21 protein-coding genes are annotated in these 21,076 nt (G+C 69.4%); 9 read left to right on the forward strand and 12 right to left on the reverse strand.

Annotated features, from left to right (window positions below; genetic code table 11):
- Positions 1-54 precede the first annotated feature (54 nt).
- The 5 genes from AX721_RS08835 to coxB all read right to left on the reverse strand — a co-directional run bounded on the left by AX721_RS08835 (position 55) and on the right by coxB (position 4,528).
- Positions 55-672, reverse strand: coding sequence for a cytochrome c oxidase assembly protein (locus AX721_RS08835; RefSeq protein WP_068875649.1), 618 nt, complete (start codon positions 670-672; stop codon positions 55-57).
- Positions 650-802 carry a hypothetical protein gene (locus AX721_RS27865; RefSeq protein ID WP_197422513.1) on the reverse strand — a complete coding sequence of 51 codons (153 nt, stop codon included), beginning with the start codon at positions 800-802 and terminating at the stop codon, positions 650-652. Before AX721_RS27865 ends, AX721_RS08835 begins: the two co-directional genes overlap by 23 nt.
- On the reverse strand, positions 799-1,770 hold the full coding sequence (cyoE, locus tag AX721_RS08840; protein WP_068875650.1) for a heme o synthase: 972 nt from the start codon (positions 1,768-1,770) through the stop codon (positions 799-801). Before cyoE ends, AX721_RS27865 begins: the two co-directional genes overlap by 4 nt.
- A gap of 85 nt (positions 1,771-1,855) precedes the next feature.
- Positions 1,856-3,514 (reverse strand): cytochrome c oxidase subunit I, encoded by a 1,659-nt coding sequence (ctaD, locus tag AX721_RS08845; protein WP_068875651.1) that lies wholly within the window; start codon positions 3,512-3,514, stop codon positions 1,856-1,858.
- 18 nt (positions 3,515-3,532) lie between these two features.
- The gene (coxB, locus tag AX721_RS08850; protein WP_068875652.1) at positions 3,533-4,528 is read right to left on the reverse strand and encodes a cytochrome c oxidase subunit II; all 996 of its coding nucleotides are present in this window, start codon (positions 4,526-4,528) and stop codon (positions 3,533-3,535) included.
- A gap of 206 nt (positions 4,529-4,734) precedes the next feature.
- On the opposite strand from coxB, the gene AX721_RS08855 reads away from it, so the two are divergent.
- From AX721_RS08855 to AX721_RS08870, 4 genes are all read left to right on the forward strand, one after another.
- Entirely contained in the window at positions 4,735-5,079 is a 345-nt protein-coding gene (locus tag AX721_RS08855; protein ID WP_068875653.1) for a DUF3140 domain-containing protein, read from the forward strand.
- A 45-nt stretch (positions 5,080-5,124) separates the two neighbouring features.
- Positions 5,125-6,555: a metalloprotease TldD gene (gene tldD, locus AX721_RS08860; protein ID WP_068875654.1), complete on the forward strand. Its 1,431-nt coding sequence runs from the start codon at positions 5,125-5,127 to the stop codon at positions 6,553-6,555.
- A complete protein-coding gene (locus tag AX721_RS27870) occupies positions 6,552-6,974 on the forward strand; it encodes a GFA family protein (protein WP_068875655.1) in 423 nt (140 codons plus the stop codon). Before tldD ends, AX721_RS27870 begins: the two co-directional genes overlap by 4 nt.
- A gap of 103 nt (positions 6,975-7,077) precedes the next feature.
- Positions 7,078-9,105: a TonB-dependent siderophore receptor gene (locus tag AX721_RS08870; RefSeq protein ID WP_082765341.1), complete on the forward strand. Its 2,028-nt coding sequence runs from the start codon at positions 7,078-7,080 to the stop codon at positions 9,103-9,105.
- Between the two features lie 66 nt (positions 9,106-9,171).
- Here AX721_RS08870 and AX721_RS08875 read toward each other — a convergent pair whose 3' ends face one another.
- The gene (locus AX721_RS08875; RefSeq protein ID WP_068875657.1) at positions 9,172-11,019 is read right to left on the reverse strand and encodes a peptide MFS transporter; all 1,848 of its coding nucleotides are present in this window, start codon (positions 11,017-11,019) and stop codon (positions 9,172-9,174) included.
- A 212-nt stretch (positions 11,020-11,231) separates the two neighbouring features.
- Between AX721_RS08875 and AX721_RS08880 the strand changes: the two genes are divergently transcribed.
- Positions 11,232-11,744: a DUF427 domain-containing protein gene (locus tag AX721_RS08880; RefSeq protein WP_068875658.1), complete on the forward strand. Its 513-nt coding sequence runs from the start codon at positions 11,232-11,234 to the stop codon at positions 11,742-11,744.
- Here AX721_RS08880 and AX721_RS08885 read toward each other — a convergent pair.
- The 4 genes from AX721_RS08885 to AX721_RS08900 all read right to left on the reverse strand — a co-directional run bounded on the left by AX721_RS08885 (position 11,741) and on the right by AX721_RS08900 (position 14,898).
- Positions 11,741-12,235 carry a hypothetical protein gene (locus tag AX721_RS08885; protein WP_068875659.1) on the reverse strand — a complete coding sequence of 165 codons (495 nt, stop codon included), beginning with the start codon at positions 12,233-12,235 and terminating at the stop codon, positions 11,741-11,743. The genes AX721_RS08880 and AX721_RS08885 overlap by 4 nt on opposite strands.
- 1 nt (position 12,236) lies before the next feature.
- Positions 12,237-12,632 (reverse strand): GFA family protein, encoded by a 396-nt coding sequence (locus AX721_RS08890; protein WP_068875660.1) that lies wholly within the window; start codon positions 12,630-12,632, stop codon positions 12,237-12,239.
- Positions 12,633-12,696: 64 nt separating this feature from the next.
- Complete coding sequence (locus AX721_RS08895) at positions 12,697-14,052, reverse strand: glutamate--cysteine ligase (RefSeq protein ID WP_068875661.1); 1,356 nt, start codon at positions 14,050-14,052, stop codon at positions 12,697-12,699.
- A 132-nt stretch (positions 14,053-14,184) separates the two neighbouring features.
- Positions 14,185-14,898, reverse strand: coding sequence for a 16S rRNA (uracil(1498)-N(3))-methyltransferase (locus AX721_RS08900; protein WP_068875662.1), 714 nt, complete (start codon positions 14,896-14,898; stop codon positions 14,185-14,187).
- A 147-nt stretch (positions 14,899-15,045) separates the two neighbouring features.
- Here AX721_RS08900 and ppk2 point away from each other — a divergent pair, with 147 nt between their 5' ends.
- The 3 genes from ppk2 (at position 15,046) to AX721_RS08915 (ending at position 17,708) form a co-directional block, all read left to right on the forward strand.
- Positions 15,046-15,804: a polyphosphate kinase 2 gene (gene ppk2 / locus AX721_RS08905; protein WP_068875663.1), complete on the forward strand. Its 759-nt coding sequence runs from the start codon at positions 15,046-15,048 to the stop codon at positions 15,802-15,804.
- A 161-nt stretch (positions 15,805-15,965) separates the two neighbouring features.
- Entirely contained in the window at positions 15,966-17,162 is a 1,197-nt protein-coding gene (locus tag AX721_RS08910) for a winged helix-turn-helix domain-containing protein (protein WP_068875687.1), read from the forward strand.
- 162 nt (positions 17,163-17,324) lie between these two features.
- Positions 17,325-17,708: an endonuclease domain-containing protein gene (locus AX721_RS08915; RefSeq protein WP_068875664.1), complete on the forward strand. Its 384-nt coding sequence runs from the start codon at positions 17,325-17,327 to the stop codon at positions 17,706-17,708.
- A gap of 138 nt (positions 17,709-17,846) precedes the next feature.
- On the opposite strand, the gene AX721_RS08920 is transcribed toward AX721_RS08915, so the two are convergent.
- Positions 17,847-19,637, reverse strand: a complete 1,791-nt coding sequence (locus tag AX721_RS08920) for an ABC transporter ATP-binding protein (RefSeq protein WP_068875665.1) — start codon at positions 19,635-19,637, stop codon at positions 17,847-17,849.
- 382 nt (positions 19,638-20,019) lie between these two features.
- Here AX721_RS08920 and ubiA point away from each other — a divergent pair, with 382 nt between their 5' ends.
- Positions 20,020-20,937, forward strand: coding sequence for a 4-hydroxybenzoate octaprenyltransferase (ubiA, locus tag AX721_RS08925; RefSeq protein ID WP_068875688.1), 918 nt, complete (start codon positions 20,020-20,022; stop codon positions 20,935-20,937).
- On the opposite strand, the gene AX721_RS28570 is transcribed toward ubiA, so the two are convergent.
- On the reverse strand, positions 20,934-21,065 hold the full coding sequence (locus AX721_RS28570; RefSeq protein ID WP_255355304.1) for a hypothetical protein: 132 nt from the start codon (positions 21,063-21,065) through the stop codon (positions 20,934-20,936). The genes ubiA and AX721_RS28570 overlap by 4 nt on opposite strands.
- Positions 21,066-21,076: the final 11 nt, after the last annotated feature.

Genomic DNA, 21,076 nt, shown 5'->3' on the forward strand with positions numbered 1-21,076 from the left:
GGCGGGCCCGCGCCTGGGTTCCGGATCGGACCGCTATGCGGGCGAGCGCGGGCGTCAGTCGCCCTGGATGGCCGCCGTGGGCGCCGCGACCCTGTGATCCTTCGCCGGGGCAGCCTGCGCTTCCTTCGAGGTGCTGGGGAAGAAGGTGTAGCTCAGCGTCACCTCCTGTTTGCCCTTGGTGTTGATGTCGTCGACGAACTTCGGGTCGACGTAATAGAGCACCGGCATGTCGACCGTGGCGCCGGGCGCGATGGTCTGATCCTCGAAGCAGAAGCACTGCAGCTTCTGGAAGTAGGGCCCCGCCTGCTCCGGCACGACGTTGAACAGCGCCCGGCCGGTGATCGGCTTGTCGGAATTGTTCTTCACCTTGAAGAAGGCGATCTTGGTCTCGCCGATCTTGGCCTCCTGCGCGACCTGTTCGGCGGTGAAGGTCCAGGGCAGGTCGCGGACGTTGGCGTCGAAGCGGATGGTCAGGGTGCGGCCCAGCACCGCGTCGGCCGCCGCGGTGGCGCGCCGGGGCGTCCCGTCGAAGCCGGTGAGCTGGCAGAAGGCGCGATAGACTGGGACCGCCGCGAACGAGGCGCCGATCATGCCGAAGAACGTGAAGGCGCAGATGACCGCGACCTTGGCGTTCCGCTTGCGCTCGATCTCAGAAAGGCCGGTCTGCGACACTTGCGCCCATCCTCACCACGGTGACCACATAGACCAGGATCACGAACGCCACGAGCCCCAGGGCGATGGCGATGTTGCGGCCCCGTCGGGCCTTGGCGGCGGCTTCGTCCTCGCGGCCGGGATCGCTCATCGGAACAGCTCCAGGGGGCGCGCGCCCATCAGGTGTTCGGCCAGGAGGGTCGCGAACAGCAGCGCCAGGTACAGGATCGAGAAGGCGAACAGGTTGCGGGCGTCGCGCGCGCCGGCCCGCACGTCGTAGAGGCCGTCGTCGTTGCGCGGGTCCGCCGCCTCGCCCGCCCGGCTGCGGTAGAGCCGGAAGGCCAGCAGCAGGAACACCAGCCCGCCCAGCGTGGAGACCGCCAGATAGCCCGCGCCGCCCAGGCCCGTGAAGGCCGGCGCCACGCAGACCGGGATCAGCAGCAGGCTGTAGATCAGGATCTGCAGGCGGGTGGAGGCCGCGCCCTTGACCACCGGCATCATCGGCACGCCGGCCTTGGCGTAGTCCTCGGACGTATAGAGCGAAAGGGCCCAGAAGTGGGGCGGCGTCCACATGAAGATGATGGCGCACAGCAGCCAGGCGTTCAGCGGCGCCGTGCCGGTCGCCGCCGCCCATCCGATCACCGGCGGCAGCGCGCCGGCCAGGCCGCCGATGACGATGTTCTGCGCCGTCCAGCGCTTCAGCCACATGGTGTAGACCACGGCGTAGAAGACGATGGTGAAGGCCAGCAGGCCCGCGGCGAACCAGTTCACCGCCATTCCCATCAGCATCACCGAGAACAGCGACAGCACCACGCCCAGGGCCAGAGCGTCGGCGCCCTGCACCCGCCCGGCCGGCACGGGACGGCCGCGCGTGCGGCGCATCTTCGCGTCGATGTCGGCGTCGTACCACATGTTCAGCGCGGCCGACGCGCCGGCGCCCACGGCGATGCACAGCACCGCCACGGCCGCCAGGATCGGGTTGATCCGGTCCGGGGCGCAGACGAGGCCGGTCAGGGCGGTGAAGATCACCAGCGACATCACGCGCGGCTTCAGCAGCTGGAGGAAGTCCTGCCAGCGGGCGATCGCGCGCGGATTGGTGTGGGCCGTGGCCATGGCCATGCGATCTTACTCTCAGAATGTCCGAAGGGCGCGCACCGTGCGGCGCGCGCCCCCCGAATGTGGTCCCGGATGGGGCCCGGCGGTCCTAGTGGACGTCGGGCTTGACCACCGGCAGTTCGTTGAACTGGTGGAACGGCGGCGGCGAGGACAGCGTCCACTCCAGCGTCGTGGCGCCTTCGCCCCAGGGGTTCGCCTCGGCCTTGCGGCGACGGACGGCCGCCTCCAGCAGGATGACGAGGAACACGCCCACGCCGACGGCCGTGATGACGTAGCCGTAAGTCGAGATCTTGTTCCAGTAGGCGAAGCCTTCCGGATAGTCGATGTAGCGGCGCGGCATGCCCTGGAGGCCCAGGAAGTGCTGCGGGAAGAAGATCAGGTTCACCCCGACGAACGTGATCCAGAAGTGCGTGGCGCCGAGGAACTCGTTGTACTTCACGCCCCACATCTTCTCGAACCAGTAGTAGAAGCCCGCGAAGATCGCGAACACGGCGCCGAGCGACAGCACGTAGTGGAAGTGGGCCACCACGTAGTAGGTGTCGTGCAGGCTGTAGTCGATGCCGGCGTTGGCCAGCACCACGCCCGTGACGCCGCCCACGGTGAACAGGAAGATGAAGCCGATCGCCCAGAGCATGGGCGTCTTGAAGTCGATGGAGCCGCCCCACATCGTGGCGATCCAGCTGAACACCTTCACGCCCGTGGGCACGGCGATCACCATGGTGGCGGCCACGAAGTAGGCGCGCAGCTCGATGCCCATGCCGACCGTGTACATGTGGTGCGCCCACACGACGAAGCCGATGAAGCCGATGGCGACCATGGCGTAGGCCATCGCGAGGTAGCCGAAGACCGGCTTGCGCGAGAACGTGGCCACGATGTGCGAGATGATGCCGAAGCCGGGCAGGATCAGGATGTACACTTCCGGGTGCCCGAAGAACCAGAACAGGTGCTGGTACATGACCGGGTCGCCGCCGCCGGCGGCGTCGAAGAAGTGCGTGTTGAAGTTGCGGTCCGTGAGCAGCATCGTGATCGCGCCGGCCAGCACGGGCAGCGAGAGCAGCAGCAGGAACACGGTCACCAGCACCGACCAGACGAACAGCGGCATGCGGTGCAGGGTCATCCCCGGCGCGCGCATGTTGAAGATCGTGGTGATGAAGTTGATCGAGCCCAGGATCGAGCTGGCGCCGGCCAGGTGGACCGACAGGATCGCCAGGTCCATCGACGGGCCGGTGTGGCCCGAGGTGGAGAGCGGCGGATAGAGCGTCCAGCCGCCGCCGAAGCCCTTGCCCGGGCCGCCGTCGACGAACATCGAGCACAGCAGCAGCACCCAGGCCGCCACCAGCAGCCAGAAGGAGATGTTGTTCATCCGCGGGAACGCCATGTCCGGCGCGCCGATCATCAGCGGCACGAACCAGTTCCCGAACCCGCCGATCATCGCCGGCATGACCATGAAGAAGATCATGATCAGGGCGTGGGCGGTGACCACGGCGTTGTAGCCGTGCTTCGAGGCCTCGATCATCCCCAGGCTGTCCAGCAGGCTGCCCTTGGTGAAGACCTGGATGCCGGGCTCCATCAGCTCCCAGCGGATGAGGCCGGACAGGGCGCCGCCCACGATCCCCGCCATGATGGCGAAGATGATGTAGAGCGTGCCGATGTCCTTGTGGTTCGTGGAGAGGAACCAGCGGGTGAAGAACCCGGGGATGTGCTCCCCGTGGTCGTCGTGGTGATCGTGAGCGGCGGCTTGAGCCATCTTACGCGGATCCTGAGGTTATTTCGCGGCCGGCGCCGTGGGCGCAGGCGTGGTGGCGGCGGCGGGAGCCTTAGGCTCGGGCGTCGCGGGAGGCGGGGCGGCAGGATTGACCTGCGAGGTCGCGGCGGCCGGCTGGCCCGCGGCGGCGGCGTCCGCGGCGGCCGGAGCCGCTGCGGGGGCGGCCGGCGCGGCGCCCGCCTTGGAGCCGCCCTTGCTGGCGACCCAGGCGTCGAAGTCGGCCTGGCTCACCACCCGGACCTCGATCGGCATGAACGCGTGGTCCACGCCGCAAAGCTCGCGGCAGTTGCCGTAGTAGGTGCCGATGCGGTCGGCCTTGAACCAGGTCTCGTTCAGGCGGCCCGGGATCGCGTCGGTGATGATGCCGAAGGAGGGCACCGCGAAGGCGTGGATCACGTCGGCGCCGGTCACCTGGACCCGCACCACCTTGTTCACCGGCACGACCAGGGGCTCGGTGGCGGCCAGGCGGAACGGTGCGTCCTTCGCCTTGGCCTCGTCCTCCGGCAGCATGTTGGAGACGAATTCGCCGATCTTCTGGTCGGGGTATTCATAACCCCAGTACCACTGGTAGCCCGTCGCCTTGATGGTCAGGTCGGGCTTGGGCATGTCGTTGTAGGCGAACAGCAGCCGGAACGAGAAGATCGAGATGAAGACCAGGATCAGCACCGGCGCCAGGGTCCACACCACCTCGATGAGCGTGTTGTGGCTCCACTTCGCCGGCACCGGGTTCGCGCGCTTGTTGTAGCGCACCACCACCCACACCAGCAGGGCCAGCACGAACAGCGTGATGACCGTGATGATCGGCAGCAGGATCACGTTGTGGAACCAGATGGCGTCTTCGCGCAGGGGCGTCACGCCCGGCTGCAGGTCGATCGCCTTGTCCGTCGGCTGGCCGAACTTGTCGGCGGCCATCGCCGCGGCGCCCCAGAACGCCGTCGCCGCGCCCGCGAGGGCCCCCGCCGCCCGCGTCCGCAATCCGTGAAAGCTCGACTTCATGTCCCCTCGGTCTATCTGGCCGGGGGCCCCGCGAACCGGGCGGACGCCTCCGACGACTTCGGAACGGGACGCGCAGACGCAGCTTTCGCGACGCCCGACCGGCCCCTTCGCGGGGGTCCATACGCGCATCCCCGGAGCTTGCCAAGGCGTTGGCGGCCCTTACAGGGGGTGCTCGCGCCGCACCCCGTTCCCGGAGGCCGTTCCCGATGCACCTGAGCCCCGACGAGGAGGCCGCGATCCGGCGCGAATTCGGTCGGCTGGCCAACATGACGCAGGCCGAGTTGCAGGCCTGGCTGGAGACGCCGGAGAGCCGGAAGGTCGGAATGGTCCGCAAGGGCGAGACCGAATCGGTGGGCCGCCAGTCGGCGAGGAAGATCCTGCAGATCCGCGACACGCCGGCGCAGGACCTCACCGACGCCGACTATCGCCACATGAAGAAGGTCATCGGCTACTGCCGCCGGCACCTGGCCCAGCGCCCCTGGGGGGACGTCACCGACACCCGCTGGCGCTGGAGCCTGATGAACTGGGCCCACGATCCGCTGAAGCGGTGACACGTCGCGGGTGACGCCGCCCGCCCGGGCGCCTATCTTTGACCGATGAACGCTCCCGTCCCCGCGCCCTCCATCCTCGATTCCGCCGGCGTCGATCCGGCCCGCGCCCGCGAGATCCTGGGCGACGCCCTGGCCGGCGCCGATGACGGCGAACTGTTCGTGGAGCGCTCCGAGAGCGAGTCGTTCCTGTTCGACGACGGCCGGCTGAAGTCGGCGTCCTACGACGCCACCGAAGGCTTCGGCCTGCGGGTCGTGGCGGGCGAGACGGCCGGCTACGCCCATTCGTCCGAGATCTCCGAAGCGGCGATCCGTCGCGCCGCCGACTCCGCGCGGCTGGCCAAGCGCGGCTACGCCGGCACGGCCGCGGTGTCCCCGCGCGCCACCAACGCCAAGCTTTACGGCGAGGACAATCCCCTCGCCTCGCCCGCCTTCTCGGACAAGGTCGCCCTGCTGCAGGAGATCGACGCCTGGGCCCGCGCCCGCGACCCGCGCATCGTCCAGGTCATGGCCGCCATCGCCGGCGAGCGCCGCACGGTGGAGATTCTGCGCGCCGACGGGCGGCTGATCCGCGACGTCCGCCCCCTGTGCCGCATCAACGTGCAGGTGACGGTGGAACGCGATGGCAAGCGCGAGAACGGCTACACCGGCGCTGGCGGCCGCGCCGGCTTCGAAGCCTGGATCAGCCCCGACAAGTGGCAGGCCCAGGTGGAGGAGGCGCTGCGCCAGGCGCTCACCAACCTCGACGCCGTCCCCTGCCCCGCCGGGGAGATGGACGTGGTCCTGGGCCCGGGCTGGAACGGCGTGCTCCTGCACGAGGCCGTGGGCCACGGGCTGGAAGGCGACTTCAACCGCAAGGGCACCTCGGCCTTCTCGGGCAAGATCGGCGAGCGGGTGGCCGCCCCGGGCGTCACCGTCTTCGACGACGGCACGCTGCTGAACCGCCGCGGCTCGCTGACCGTGGACGACGAGGGCACGCCCACCGAGCGGACCATCCTGATCGAGGACGGCATCCTGGTGGGCTACATGCACGATCGGATGAGCGCCCGGCTGATGGGCCTGTCCCCCACCGGCAACGCCCGCCGGCAGTCGTATGCGCACATGCCCATGCCGCGGATGACCAACACCGGCATGCTGGGCGGCGACACCCCGCGCGAGGAGATGATCGCCTCGACCAAACGTGGCCTCTACTGCGCCAACTTCGGCGGCGGTCAGGTGGACATCACCAACGGCAAGTTCGTGTTCCAGTGCACCGAGGCCTACCTGATCGAGGACGGCAGGCTGACCACGCCGGTGAAGGGGGCCACCCTGATCGGCGACGGGCCCTCGGCCCTGACCCGCGTCACCATGATCGGCGACGATTTCGACTTCGATCCCGGCGTCGGCGTCTGCGGCAAGTCGGGCCAGAGCGTCCCCGTCGGCGTCGGCCAGCCGTCGCTCAAGATCACCGGCCTGACGGTCGGCGGCACCGCGGTTTGAGCCGGGCGGCCGAGCCCTTCTCCGCCACCGGCCGCTGCCTCTGCGGCCAGGTGAGCTGGGGCGTGACCGGCCGCCTGCCGCCCGTCGGGTTCTGCCATTGCTCCCAGTGCCGGCGCGTGTCCGGCGCCGGCTCCAACGCCGTCCTCTCGGTCAAGGCCGACAGGCTGGTGTGGCTGTCCGGCGAAGCGGCGCTGAAGACTTTCGCCCTGCCGTCCGGCTGGAGCACCACCTTCTGCGAGACCTGCGGCTGCCCCATGCCGCACCTGGGTCCGCACGGCCGCTGGTTCGTCCCCGCCGGCAGCCTGGACGACCAGCCGGAGCTCGCCGTCTCGGGCCACATCTTCGTCGCGGACAAGCCCGGCTGGGCCGTCATCGGCGACGACGCGCCGCAATTCCCCGAGTGGCCGCCCACGGCCTGACTTCGGCAATTATGTCTCAGATTTAATGCACCTTACGGCCATTTAACTCGCCGACGTAACATTGCGCGGGCACCTCTTCCCCTGACTTGGGGAGAGTTCTCGAATGTTGCTTATGCACCTGCTGGCGCAGGCGGCCGTCGCCGCCGCGCCGGAAGCCGCCGCCACGCCGCAGGAAGGCGTGATCGCCTATCCCGCCGCGTTCTTCGCCGCCCAGCAGCCATCCAACGCCCATGAGATGGTGCTTCGCCTGCCCGGCTTCGCCTTCGACGATGGCGACGAGATCCGCGGCTTCGAAGGGGGCGGCGGCAACGTGCTGATCGATGGCCAGCGGCCCACCAGCAAGACCGACGACCTCGAAGAGATCCTTCGTCGCCTGCCCGCCAGCCAGGTCGAGCGGATCGAAGTGATCCGCGGCGGCGCGCCGGGCATCGACATGCAGGGCAAGTCGGTGATCGCCAACATCGTCCGCCGCCAGGGCGTCGGCGGCTTCCGTGGCCTGTTCGCCGTGGCCGCCAACCACATCTACGACGGCCGCGACCTGCATGGCGTGCGCCTGGAACTGTCTGGCGACAAGGACGGCCGCAGTTGGGAGACCTCCGCGCGCTATGGCTTCGGAGCGGACGACGGCGCCGGCGACGGGCCCGGCATCCGCATCCGACCGGACGGCGAGGTGCTGCGGCGTTCGGACATCGATTCCGAGGGCACCGAGGGGAACTACACCCTGACCGGCGCCTACGCCCAGCCGCTGGCCGGCGGCAAGGTGCGCCTGAACGCCCGGCACTTCGGCGCCAAGTTCAAGTTCGAGCAGGACGAGGTCATCAGCTTCCCGGCGCCCGGCCTGATCACCATCGACGACAACGTCCGCCTGTTCGAGAACGAGATCGGCGGCCGCTTCGATCGCGACTTCGGCGCCCGCACCAAGCTGGAGCTGATCGGCCTGCACCAGACCCGGGACCGTGAGGTCACCTCGCAGTCGGCTTTCGGTCCGAGCGGCGGTCTGTTCGCCCTGGAGCGTGAGACCAGCGAGACCATCGCCCGCTCGGTGCTGAAGTACCGGTTCAACGACAAGCTGTCGCTCGAAGCGGGCGCCGAGGGCGCGTTCAACAAGCTCGACAGCACGACCCTCTATACGGAGAACGGCGTGCCGCAGGACCTGCCCGCGGCCAATGTCACCGTCGAGGAGAAGCGCGGCGAGCTGTTCGGCAAGGCGGTGTGGCGGCCCACGTCGCAATGGACGGTGGAAGGCGGCCTGCGGTTCGAGGGTTCCAAGATCTCCTCCGACGGCGACGTCTCGCTCGAGAAGACCCTGCACTTCGCCAAGCCGCGCCTGCTGGTCTCCTGGTCGCCGACCCCGAACACTCAGCTCCGCACCCGGTTCGAGCGGGTCGTCGGCCAGCTCGACTTCGCGGACTTCGTGGCCGATTCCAGCTTCAACTCCGGCTCCGGCGTCACCGCCGGCAACCCCGATCTGGAGCCCGAGCAGGCCTGGGTCGCCGAGGTCGCCGTCGAGCAGCGCTTCCTGGGCGACGGCGTGCTTGTGCTGACCGCCCGGCATTCCGAGCTGAGCGACGTGGTCGACGTGGGCCCGCTGCCCGGCCCCGGCGGCGCCGTTTTCGACAGCCCCACCAACATCGGCAGCGGAACCAAGGACGAGATCAGCGCCGAGCTGACCCTGCCCCTGACCCGCTTCGGCCTGAAGGGCGCCCAGCTCAAGGGCGACATCACCAAACGCTGGTCCAGCGTCAAGGACCCGACCACTGGCCGAAAGCGCGAGATCTCCGACCTGCATCCGCTCGACTGGAACGCCACCTTCAGCCACGACCTGCCCCAATGGCGGCTGAGCTACGGCGTCGACGCCTACGGCGCCTGGCGCGAGACCTCCTACCGCGTGGCGCTGATCGAGACGGTGAAGCTGAAGACCTACGTGCGTCCCTTCGCCGAATGGCGGCCGCGGCCCGATATCCAGGTGCGGTTCGAACTGCCCAACGTCACCTCCCGCGGCCTGCGCCGGACGGTTGAGGTCTTCGATGGCTCGCGGAAGACGAACCCTGTTGCGGCCCGGATCGACGACCAGGATATCCAGTTCGGCCGCATGTATTACGTCCGGATCCGCAAGACCTTCGGCGCCTGATCCTCGCGCGGAAAGCAGCGAAGGCCGCGGATCGCTCCGCGGCCTTCGTCATGTCCGGCCCTCGCCTCAGCTCTGGCGGTCGGCGCGGATCGCGGCGGGGTTCACCGCCTGGCGCTCGCCGTCGAGAACCGGGGCGATCGGCTCGGGCTGAGGGTGGTTTTCCGGGTCGTTCACCCCGTGCGCCCAGCCCTTGATGAAGAAGCTGAGCACGATGAAGCCCACGCCGATCCCCATGCCCCACAGGCCCAGCATGTTGAACACCGTCAGCGACGCCTCCAGCGAGGCCTTGGGATCGGTGACCTGCCCGCCCACGGTGTGAGTGCCGGCCATGGCGGCGATCGTGCCGCCCACGTACTGGGCGATGGACGAGGCCAGGAACCACACCGCCATCATGAACGAGACCACCTTGGCCAGGGACAGCTTGGTGATCTCGGACAGGCCCACCGGCGAGAGGAAGAGCTCGCCCGTGGTGTGGAACATGTAGAGCAGCGCCAGGAAGATCATCGGCAGGCGGTACTGGTCGTCGGCGAAGCCCGCGCCCCAGACCACGATCATGAAGCCCAGGCCCACCTGCAGCAGCCCCAGGCCGAATTTCAGCGTGGGGTTCGGGTCGCGCTTGCGCGCGGCCAGCCAGGCCCAGGCCGCGGCGAAGATCGGGGCGAAGATCAGGATGTAGCCGGCGTTGAACGACTGGGTCTGGGCGGCGGTCACGCCCACCAGATCCACGTTGCGCGCCGCGAACAGGTTGAGCGAGGTGCCCGCCTGTTCGAACAGGGTGAAGAACACCACCGCCCCCAGGATCAGCACCACGGCCAGCATCATCCGCTGCCGTTCGACCCAGGTCTTGCAGACGAAGGCGATGACGTAGGCGATGAACAGGAACGCGAGGCCCGACGACCAGGTCAGGGCCGTGCCCACCACGTCGTTGCGCTGGACCAGCCACCAGATCGGCAGCACGCCCGCCACCCCGGCCAGGTAGATCAGCCATTCGCGGTTGATGGGCCCGGCCACCGGCTTGGCCAGCAGCTCCGGGTTCGGCGGCTCGCCCTTGCCCTCCAGGTGCTTCTTGCCCAGCACGAAGACGATGAAGCCGGCCAGCATGCCGACGCCGGCGAGGCCGAAGCCCGCCCACCAGCCGAAGTTGGTGCCCAGGAGGCCGCACAGGACCGAGGCCCAGAACGCCCCGAGGTTGATGCCGTAGTAGTAGAGGGTGAAGCCGGAATCCCGGCGCGGGTCGCCCTGGGGATAGAGCTGGCCCACGATCGTCGAGATGTTCGGCTTCAGGAAGCCGACGCCCATGATGATCAGCGAGACGGCCAGGTAGAAGGCGTTCTTGCCCAGGAGGTCGACCTGGTTCTTCAGCTCGTACGAGCCCTCGGGCAGCACGGCCGGCAGGGGTCCGCCCGTCGGCAGGTCCTTGATCTCCAGCCCGCCCGCGGCCGCCGGCCCGAACTCATAGGGCTGGCCCGCGACCATCAGCTTCACCTCGCGGTTCTCCATCCGCCCGTCCAGGACCACCTCGTAGGTCTGGCCGGCATAGGTCAGGGTCTGCTTCGCCGGCGAGCCTTCGAAGGCCATGGTCAGGTGGCCGGCCACCAGGAGCAGGGCGCCGAACGCCACCGCCTTGCGCGTGCCCAGGTACCGGTCGGCCAGTATGCCCCCCAGCAGCGGCAGCAGGTACACGAGCGAGGTGTACGACCCGTACTGGAGGTTCGCCGTCTCGTCGTCGAACAGCAGGTGCTGCGTCAGGTAGAAGATCAGGATGCTGCGCATCCCGTAGTAGGAGAACCGCTCCCACATCTCGGCGAAGAACAGGATGATCAGACCGCGCGGATGGTTGCGCAGCAGCTGGAGCAGCACCGGGACGCCGGTCGCGAGCGTGACGACGATCCCGAGAAGGACGATCAGATTCATGTGGAGAGGGTTCCGCTTCCCTAAAGGCTCGCGTGCAGGCGAACGCCCCCGTTCCTGTCACGCGGATTGTGAAGGGCACAAAACCACTTAGGTCGGCCCAGCACAAGCAAGGCTGCGCCCGCGGGGGCCCTGGCGTCGACGAACGCTGCCCCCATATCCGACGCAGCCCGAACGCGGCCGATGCGTTCACACCGGCGAGGAGGACCTCCCGCATGAAGATTCCCGGCCCCGACCACCCCATCACCATCACGCCTGCGACCCGCCGCTGGCGCGCGCGCTTCTACGGCCACGTGATCGCCGACAGCGCCAACGCCCTCGTCCTGAAGGAAGCGACCTATCCTCCGGTGGTCTACTTCCCGCGCGAGGATGTCTCGACCGAGTACATGTCCCGCACGGACCGCACCACGCACTGCCCCTACAAGGGCGACGCCAGCTACTACACCCTGCTGATGGACGGCCATTTCGCCGAGAACGGGGTCTGGACCTATGAGACCCCCTATCCGGCCATGAGCGCCATCGCGGGGCATCTGGCCTTCTATCCGGACCAGGTCGAGCTCTACGAAGTCGACGACGCGGCCGTGAACCCGCGTCCTGCCGAGGCGCCGCAGGAACCGCGCGCGGTGGACGAGGTGGTGCAGCACACCGACGCCGGCGACGGCCACGCCCAGCGCGAGCATTGGGAGCCGAACGTCGAGACGCCGGGCCTCGAAGGCGGCGTCCGCTAACCCGGCGCCGACTGCGCGCGGGCCAGTTCGCCACCGGTGTAGGCCATCTCGTCGGTGACCTCCCGCACGCACCAGGCCGGGATCTCCACCGCCATGGCCGCCATGCGGTTGGTCGCCTCGCACTCGGCGGTCACCAGGCCCTGCAGCGCGCCCTCGAACACGTCCACCACGAAGGCGCCCAGCTTGTGCCTCAGCTTGGCGATGCGCGCGCCGGGCAGCCTGGACATCACCTCGTACTCCTCGGCGCTGAGGTAGAGGTTGGTCATGGGCCCGATCAGCGGGTTGTCCGGCGCGTACTTCTTGGCGAGCTTGAACTCGCGCTCGCCGGTGGACAGGTGCGTGATCGCGCGCAGCCGCAGCCGGCCGCCGTCGATGTAGAGGTCCTCGATCCGCCGCGCCCCCGCCGGGTCCAGGCCGGGCAGGTTGGCGGGGTCCACCAGGAACCGCCGCTCGGCGACCCAATGGGCGTACTTCGGAAGCTTCACCGCCATCCTACCCCTCGCGTGGTCCCGTCCATTCCGGGCGCGCGCCCGGCGGCCGCACGCTCATCGTCAGGCCGTCGGCCAATCGGTAGGGATAGGCGGTCACATCGAAGTCTTCGAGACAACCCACATTCACGCCATAGCTGTCGGGCGCGGACCGCTTGCGGTGGAACGGATAGATCCCGCAGGTGCGGCAGAACCAGTGGCGGGCGACCCCCGTGTTCCACTGATAGAGGGTGAGGTTCTCCTCGCCCGCCTCCACCGTCAGGCCGCTTTCGGGGACCTTGGCCATCAGGGCGCCCTTTCGCCGACAGAGCGAGCAGTCGCAGCGCGTCAGCTCCTCGATCTCGGCCGCGACGCGAAAGCGGACGGCGCCGCAGTGACAGGATCCGGACCACACACCCATACGCCACCTCAGAGCGGGCCCGGCGGGCGCCGGCAAGGGCTAGTGTGGCCGGCGCGGCCCTTCGCTAGTAGGCGAAGTCCTCGTAGACCCGGCTCACGTCGCCCTTCCACTGGGTGTTGTACAGCTCCACCAGCCGCTCGGCCGGCGTCACGCCGCTGTCGGCGATATGCTCCAGCTCGGCCAGGTAGCCCGTCTCGTCCACCAGGCCGCCGGACAGGCGGTTGCGGTTCTTCAGCCCCTGCCTGGCGATGGCGACCAGGTCCACCGCCACGTCCCGGACCTTGCGGCCGGCGATCTCGGCCTGCAGGCCCCGGCGGGCCACGTCGGCGCGCAGGCGCTCGTGGTCCTCGATCTTCCAGTCCTTGCAGAGGTCCCAGGCCGCGGCCAGGGCGGCGCTGTCGTACAGCACCCCCATCCACAGCGCCGGCAGGGCGCAGAGCCGGCTCCACGGCCCCGAATCGGCGCCGCGCATCTCCAGGTACTTCTTGAGCCGCACCTCGGGGAAGATGGTGGTCGTGTGGTCCGCCCAGTCCTTCAGGGTCGGGCGCTCGCCCGGCAGCTCGCCGAGCTTGCCGTCCATGAAGTCCACGAAGGACCGGCCCGCCAGGTCGATGTAGCGGTCGCCGCGCTTGGCGAAATACATCGGCACGTTCAGCGCATAGCGGGCGTAGGTCTCGAAGCCGAAGCCGTCCTGGAACACGAAGTCCAGCATGCCCGTCCGGTCGGGGTCGGTGTCGGTCCAGACGTTGGCGCGGCTGGAGACGAAGCCCGACGGCTTGCCCTCGATGAACGGCGAATTGGCGAACAGCGCCGTGACGATCGGCTGCAGCGCCAGGCTGGTGCGGAACTTGGCCACCATGTCCGCCTCGGACGAGAAGTCGAGGTTCGCCTGCACCGTGCAGGTGCGGAACATCATGTCGAGGCCCAGCTTGCCGACCTTCGGCATGTACTGGCGCATGATCTTGTAGCGGCCCTTGGGCATCACCGGCACGTCGGCGCGGGTCCAGTCCGGCGTGAAGCCCAGGCCGAGGAATCCCAGGCCCAGCTCGTCGGCCACCGCCTTGACCTCGTTGAGGTGCTGGCCCGTCTCCTCGCAGATGTCGTGGATGGTCTCCAGCGGCGCGCCCGACAGCTCGAACTGGCCGCCCGGCTCCAGGCTGACGTTGGCGAGGCCGCGCTCCAGGGCGATGACGTTCTCGCCCTCGTACACCGGCGCCCAGCCGAAGCGGGTGAGGCCGTCGAGCAGGGCCTTGATGCCATTCGGCTCGTAGGGAACGGGCGAGTGGTCGGCCAGCCGGAAGACGAACTTCTCGTGCTCCGCGCCCACGCGCCATTCGCTCGCGGGCTTGGCCCCGTCCGCCATCCAGCGGACCAGGTCTTCGAACACCAGGGGTCGATCGTCGCAGGCGACTTCGGCCATACATTCCTCCCCGGCCAGAACGCCGTCACGCCGGGTGAGGGTCCCGCGCAGTCGCGTCTTTACGCCGTCAGGATAGGTGGGCGCAATTCTGCCAAGCTCAAGGCCGCTTTAGGTTTTCTGCCATGGCCAAGCTCAGCGCCAGTCGCCGGCCCCCGCCTGCCACAGGGTGAGCGCGCTGATCGCGGCGGTGTCCGCGCGCAGGATCCGCGGGCCCAGCCCCGCCGGCACGGCATAGGGCAGCGCCCGCAGCTGCGCCCGCTCGCGGGCCGAGAATCCGCCCTCCGGCCCGATCAGGATCGCCCAGGGCCCGCCCGCCTTCACCGCCGCCAGGACCGGCGGCGCATCGCCCGCCTCGTCGCAGAACAGGAGCTGGCGGCCCACGTCCCAGCGGGCCAGCATGCGGTCCAGCTTCTCCGGCTCCAGCACCTGCGGCACGTCCAGCCGGCCGGTCTGCTCCGACGCCTCGACGGCGATGGCCTGGAGCCGCTCGACCCGGGTGTGGTCGGCGTTGGTCCGCTCGGTCACCACGGGCAGCACCCGGCGCGCGCCCAGTTCCGCGGCCTTCTCGACGATCGTCTCCAGACGGGCCCGTTTGACGAGGGCGATCACGAGGTCGAGGTCGGGGCCCGTCTCCTGCGGCCGCGTCCGGGACAGGGCCGTCAGGGTGACGGCCTTCTTGCCCACCTTGGCCAGGCTCGCGCGCCATTCGCCGTCGCGGCCGTTGAACACCGCCACCTCGTCGCCCACCGCCTGGCGCATGACCGCGACCAGGTAGCGGCTCTGGCCCTCGTCCAGGTCCAGCGCGGCGCCGGGGGCGAGATCGTGCGGCACGAACAGGCGGATCATTGGCTCCCCCTAGAGCCTTTCCCGTTCAGGCGAAATCGCCTGAGCGGGATGAAAAGGCTCGACCTCGTTCTTGGAGGGGGTGTCCTCGGCGAAGCCGGCGTCCACTTTCGCCTGACACCCTCTCGCAATTCCGCGCATTATCCCGCGATGGCCAAGTCCGACGACGAAAAAGAGCTCGAGGCCCTGCAGGTGGCGCTCGTGCGGTTCCAGCAGCGCGCGATGGATATGGGGGAACGCGACCTCGTGATCTTCGAGGGCCGCGACACCGCCGGCAAGGACGGCGCGATCAAGCGGATCACCGAGCATCTCTCGGTCCGGAACACCCGGGTCGTGGCCCTGCCCAAGCCCACCGACCGCGAGCGCAGCCAGTGGTATTTCCAGCGCTACGTGCCGCACCTGCCGGCGGCGGGCGAACTCGTGATCCTCAACCGCTCCTGGTACAATCGGGCCGGCGTCGAGCGGGTGATGAACTTCGCCACGCCTGAGGAGCAGGAAATCTTCCTGCGCGACGTGAACGTCTTCGAGCGCATGCTCGTCGACAGCGGCATCCAGATCGTGAAGCTCTGGCTCGACATCTCCCGCGACGAACAGGCCGCCCGCCTGAAGGCCCGCCGCAGCGATCCGCTGAAGGCGCTGAAGGTCAGCCCGCTGGACGCCGTCGCCCAGGAAAAGTGGGACGAATACTCCAAGGCCCGGGACGAGATGCTGACCCGCACCCATTGCCTGGAGGCGCCCTGGACCATCGTGCACACCGACAAGAAGCAGGCCGCCCGCACCAACATCATCCGCCACCTGCTAAAGGAGCTGGCGCCGCCAGACGTCGCCAAGGGCGTCGCGCCTCCGAATCCCAAGATCGTGTACCCGTTCGAGGTCGCAGCGGTGACCGACGGGCGGCTCGAGCACTGACCCGCGGCGATCCGTCACAAGTCTCGGCAGGACTTTCCGGCTCCGTTCTCGCGACCTTCGAGAGCGACGCGTTCGCCGTTAACCATGGGTTCACCATGATTGTTCGTCGTTCGTTCCATCGCTAGGCTCGCCCCCGGAGCGACTCGGGAGGGGCGTCGATGATCCGCGATACGCTGACGGCCGGAGAGGCCCGCCGCATCGCCTTGGCGGCCCAGGGCTTCGGCGGCTCCCGCGACGCCCCTGTCGGGCGCCGCCAGCTCACGAAGCTCATCGAGCGGCTGGGCGTCGTGCAGATCGACTCGGTCAACGTCGTCTCGCGCACCCACTACTTGCCGGCCTTCTCCCGGCTGGGCGCCTATCCGCGCGAGCTGCTGGAAGAGCTGGCCTGGGCGCGGAAGCGGCCGCTCTTCGAATACTGGGCGCATGAAGCCTCGCTTCTGCCCCTCTCCGCCCAGCCCCTGCTGCGTTGGCGCATGCAGGATGCGCGCGAGGGCGTCGGGACCTGGAAGGGCATCGCCCGGTTCATGCGCGAGCGGCGGGAATTCCTGGACCGCGTCCTGGAGGAGATCGCCGCCCGCGGTCCGCTCTCGGCTTCCGAGCTGGAGATGGGCCACAAGGGCGAGGGCGGCTGGTGGGGCTGGAGCGAGGCCAAGCGCGCCGTCGAAAGCCTGTTCTGGGCGGGCGAACTGACCACCGCCACCCGTCGGGGCACGTTCGAGCGGGTCTACGGCCTGCCGCACAAGGTGCTGCCCGCTGCGATCCACGATGCGCCGACCCCGCCGCGCGACGAGGCCCAGCGCCGGCTCGTCGCCATCGCCGCCCGCGCCATGGGCGTCGCCACCGAGCGCGACCTTCGGGACTATTTCCGCATGGGCGTGGCCGAGACCCGCGCCCGGGTCGGCGAACTGGCGGAGGCCGGCGCCCTCACCCCGGTGACGGTAAAGGGCTGGCGCGAGCCGGCCTATCTTGACCCCGCCGCCCGGCGCCCCCGCAAGATCGCCGCCCAAGCCCTGCTCTCGCCCTTCGACAACCTGATCTGGTTCCGGGAGCGGACTGAGCGGATGTTCGGCGTGCGCATCCGGCTGGAGATCTACACCCCGGCCGAGAAGCGCACCCACGGCTACTATGTCCTGCCCTTCCTGGAGGGCGATGCGATCACCGCCCGCGTCGACCTCAAGGCCGACCGCAAGGCCGGCGTCCTGATCGTCCAGTCCGCCCACGCCGAACCCTGGGCCAGCGCCGACACCCCCGCGAACCTGGCCGCCGAGCTCCGGCGCATGGCCGCCTGGCTGGGGCTGGAGAACGTCCGCGTGGAGCCGAAGGGCGACCTGGCGGGCGCGCTGGGCGATGTTCTGTAACGCCACCTCACGCCCCCTCCGTCTCGCCGCTTCGCGCCGATCCACCTCCCCCGTTTCACGAGGGAGGAGCGAGACTCAGACCGCTCCTCCCCCGCAAGGCGGGGGAGGTGGCGCGCGGCGCAGCCGCGTGACGGAGGGGGCGCAAGGCCGCCGCCAAAACCCATGAGATCCCCCACCCCAAACCATGCGTTCGCGAAGAAGCTCCGCGGCGAGCTCAGCTTGCCGGAGAAGCTGATCTGGGTGCGCGTTCGCCGCCGGGAGCGGGGCCGGCCGGTGTTCCGGCGCCAGCACCCGATCCGGCCGTACGTCCTCGACTTCTACTGCGCACCCGCGCGGCTCTGCGTCGAGATCGACGGCCAAGGCCACGGTTTCGGAGATCGCCCAGCCCGCGACGACCGGCGCGACGCGTTCCTCGCAGCGGCCGGAATCGAGGTGGTGCGAATCCCGGCCTCCACCGTGCTCGACGATCCCGAAGCGGTCGTCGAATGGATGTGGCAGATGGCGCGCGAACGGCTGGCGAAGCTGCCTCACGCCCCCTCCGTCTGACGGCTACGCCGCCAGCCACCTCCCCCGCTACGCAGGGGAGGAGCCAGCGCGAACTCACTCGCTCCTCCCCCGTGGAACGGGGGAGGTGGATCGTCGCGGAGCGGCGAGACGGAGGGGGCGCCAAAGGCGCAAAAAACCCTAAGCCACCCCCTCCGTCACTGCATGCAGTCGGGCATAGGCCCCGCCCTTCTGCACCAGCTCCGCATGCCGGCCTTCCTCGACGATGCGGCCCTGGTCGAACACCAGGATCCGGTCGGCGCCGCGGATGGTCGACAGCCGGTGGGCGATGACGATGGTCGTCCGCCCGGCCATCAGTTCCTCGGTCGCCGCCTGCACCTGGCGCTCGGTCTCCACGTCCAGCGACGAGGTGGCTTCGTCCAGCACCAGGATTGGCGCGTCGGCCAGGAAGGCGCGGGCGATGGCCACCCGCTGCCGCTCGCCCCCCGACAGCTTCACGCCGCGCTCGCCGACCAGGGTGTCGTAGCCCTTGGGCAGCCGGCGGATGAAGTCGTCCGCCCGCGCCCGCTTCGCCGCCAGCGCGATCTCCTCCAGCGTCGCCTCGGGCCGGGCGTAGGCGATGTTCTCGGCGATCGTCCGGTGGAACAGGGCCGGGTCCTGGGGCACCACGGCGATGGCCCGCCGCAGCGACCCCTGGGTCACCTTCGAGATGTCCTGGCCGTCGATCAGGATGCGCCCGCCGTTCACGTCGTACAGCCGCTGCAGCAGCTTCACGAAGGTCGACTTGCCGGAGCCCGTCGGCCCGACCAGGGCCACACGCTCGCCGGGGGCGATGATCAGGGTGAAGTCGCGATAGAGCGGCTCCTCCGCCGACTTGTAGCGGAAGGTCACCCGGTCGAAGGCGATCTCGCCCAGCTCGCCGCGGAACGGCGGCGCGGCGGCGGCGTCGGGCACCTGCAGGTCCGCCACCGCGAAGGCGGCCACGTCCTCCACGTCGTCCAGGCCCTTCTGCATCATGCGGATGTTCTCGCCGATGTTGCGCAGGTAGCCGCTCATCAGCAGGAACGAGGTGACCGCGAAGGCCACGTCGCCCGCGCTCGCCTCGCCGCGCGCCCACAGGCGGATCAATAGGCCGGACAGGCCCGCCTGCAGCACCACCAGGATCATGTTCTGGACCAGCCAGACGTCGATGAAGCGGGTCCAGGTGATCAGGGTGGCCTTGCGCCAGGTGCTGGTGATGTCGCCGATCCGCGCCTCTTCCCGGGGCTCGGCGCCGAAGGCCTTCACCGTGGGGTTGGCCGAGATGGAATCCGCCAGCGCCCCGCCGATCCGGGTGTCCAGCGCCACCGACTTCAGGTTCGCCGGCCGGACGTACTTCACCGTCAGCAGCAGGTTCGAGGCGATGTACAGCACCACCACGGCCATGGAGAACAGCCCGACCATGGGCCAGCGCACGACCATGGTCGCCGACAGGCCCAGCAGCACCACCAGCGCGGGGCCCAGCCACAGCACCACCGCGTCCGAGACCATGTCGTAGCCCCACATGGCGCGCGACAGCTTGCGCACCGTGGAGCCGGCGAAGTGGTCGGCATGCCAGTCGGCCGAGAAGGCCTGCACCCGCTGGAAGCCCTCGTCGGTCATCTCCTTCATGTTGTGCGCGGCCATGGGGTTCCAGAACCGGAAGGCCAGGTTCCGCACCAGGGAGAAGGCCAGGTAGACGCCCACGAACACGGCCCAGGCGGTCCAGGCCGCGGGCGGCTCGCGCGGCGTGGCCGCCACCACGTCCACCAGCCGGCCCGCCGCCCAAGGCAGCATCAGGTCGAAGACGATGGCGACCAGCATCAGGCCGACCGCCGCCCAGAACAGCACGGGCCGGCGCAGCCAGAAGCCGCCGATGAACGTCAGGACCTGTCGGTTGGACAGGACCCTCTTGGTCTTGATCTCTTCGTCGTCTTCGTAGTGCTCGGTCATGGCGAGGTCTCGAAAGCAGGCGCCGGGACCGGGCTCCGCTGGCGGAGCGCGCGCAGGTCCGGCGCGATCAGGGCATGGGCATTGGCGGGGCGTGCGAGCGGAGAGGCTCGGAGGGCCGCGGGCGCGCGGTATCGCTTCGCGTCGGCGCGAGCCGGGACGGGAAGCGGATCGGGCGACTTAACGGTGCGGCGGCGGCCCGAAGCGTTTGCGGAAGGCAATCGTTGCGACAGCTGTCATTCTGACCGACCTCCCTCAAGAGCTTCGAAGGCCCGGAAGCTAGGCGGGCGTTCGAAGAGGGTCAAGGAACCGCAGACCGATGGTTAACGAGGCGGGGCGCCAGCGGCATTTCGGCAACACCGCAGTCTCTGCTAAGCCCGCCGCGATGACCGAGAGCGCCCCCCTGCCCGACGCCGCGCCCACGAACTGGGTGGACCGGCATGCGCCGGCGGGGCTGCGGCCGTGGCTGAAGCTGGGGCGGTTCGACCGGCCGGCGGGGATCTGGCTCCTGATGCTGCCCGGCTGGCAGGGGATCGCCCTGGCCGGCGCCGTGCGCGGCCAGTGGCCGGACCCGTGGCTGCTGGTCCTCTTCTTCCTGGGGGCGGCCCTGATGCGGGCGGCGGGCTGCGCCTACAACGACATCGTCGACCGCGACATCGACGCCAAGGTCGCCCGCACCGCCGGCCGGCCGATCCCCTCCGGCCAGATCACGGTGAAGCAGGCCTGGGCCTTCGTGATCGGCTGCAGCCTGGTCTCGTTCCTGATCCTGGTCAGCCTGCCGCCGCTGGCCATCGCCCTGGGCGTGGCGTCCCTGGCGCTGGTGGCGGCCTATCCGTTCATGAAGCGGATCACCTGGTGGCCGCAGGCGTGGCTGGGGCTGACGTTCAACTGGGGCGCCCTGCTGGGCTACGCCGCGGCGGCCGGCGAGATCTCGGCCCCGGCCCTGCTGCTGTACGCCTCGGGGATCGCGTGGACCCTGGGCTACGACACCATCTACGCGATCCAGGACCTCGAGGACGACGCCCTGGCCGGCGTCAAATCCTCCGCCCGGCGCCTGGGCGATCGCGCCCCCCGCGCCGTGGCGGCGTTCTACCTGGCGGCCATCGCCCTGGCGTTCGCGGCGGGGATCCTGGGGCGGCTGGGGCCCGGCTTTCCGATCCTGCTGCTGGCCTTCGCCGTCCACCTGGGCCTGCAGGCGCGGCGGGTGCGCGTCGACGATCCGGCGCTGGCGCTGCGCCTGTTCAAGTCCAACGCCTGGGCGGGACTAATCCTGGCCGCGGCGCTGGCCGCCGGGTCCTTCTAGCCCTTCTTCGCCTTCTCCGCCGCCCAGGCCGGCAGCTTGTGGCGCTTCGGCTTACGGCGGCCCAACAGCGCGGCCAGCCCGCCGCCCGGCGCGCTCTTCTTGCCCAGGATCGTCTCGATCAAACTCATCGGTCCCACCA

Origin of the sequence: Phenylobacterium sp. CCH9-H3 (assembly GCF_001557235.1) — a bacterium.
Lineage (GTDB): Bacteria > Pseudomonadota > Alphaproteobacteria > Caulobacterales > Caulobacteraceae > Phenylobacterium.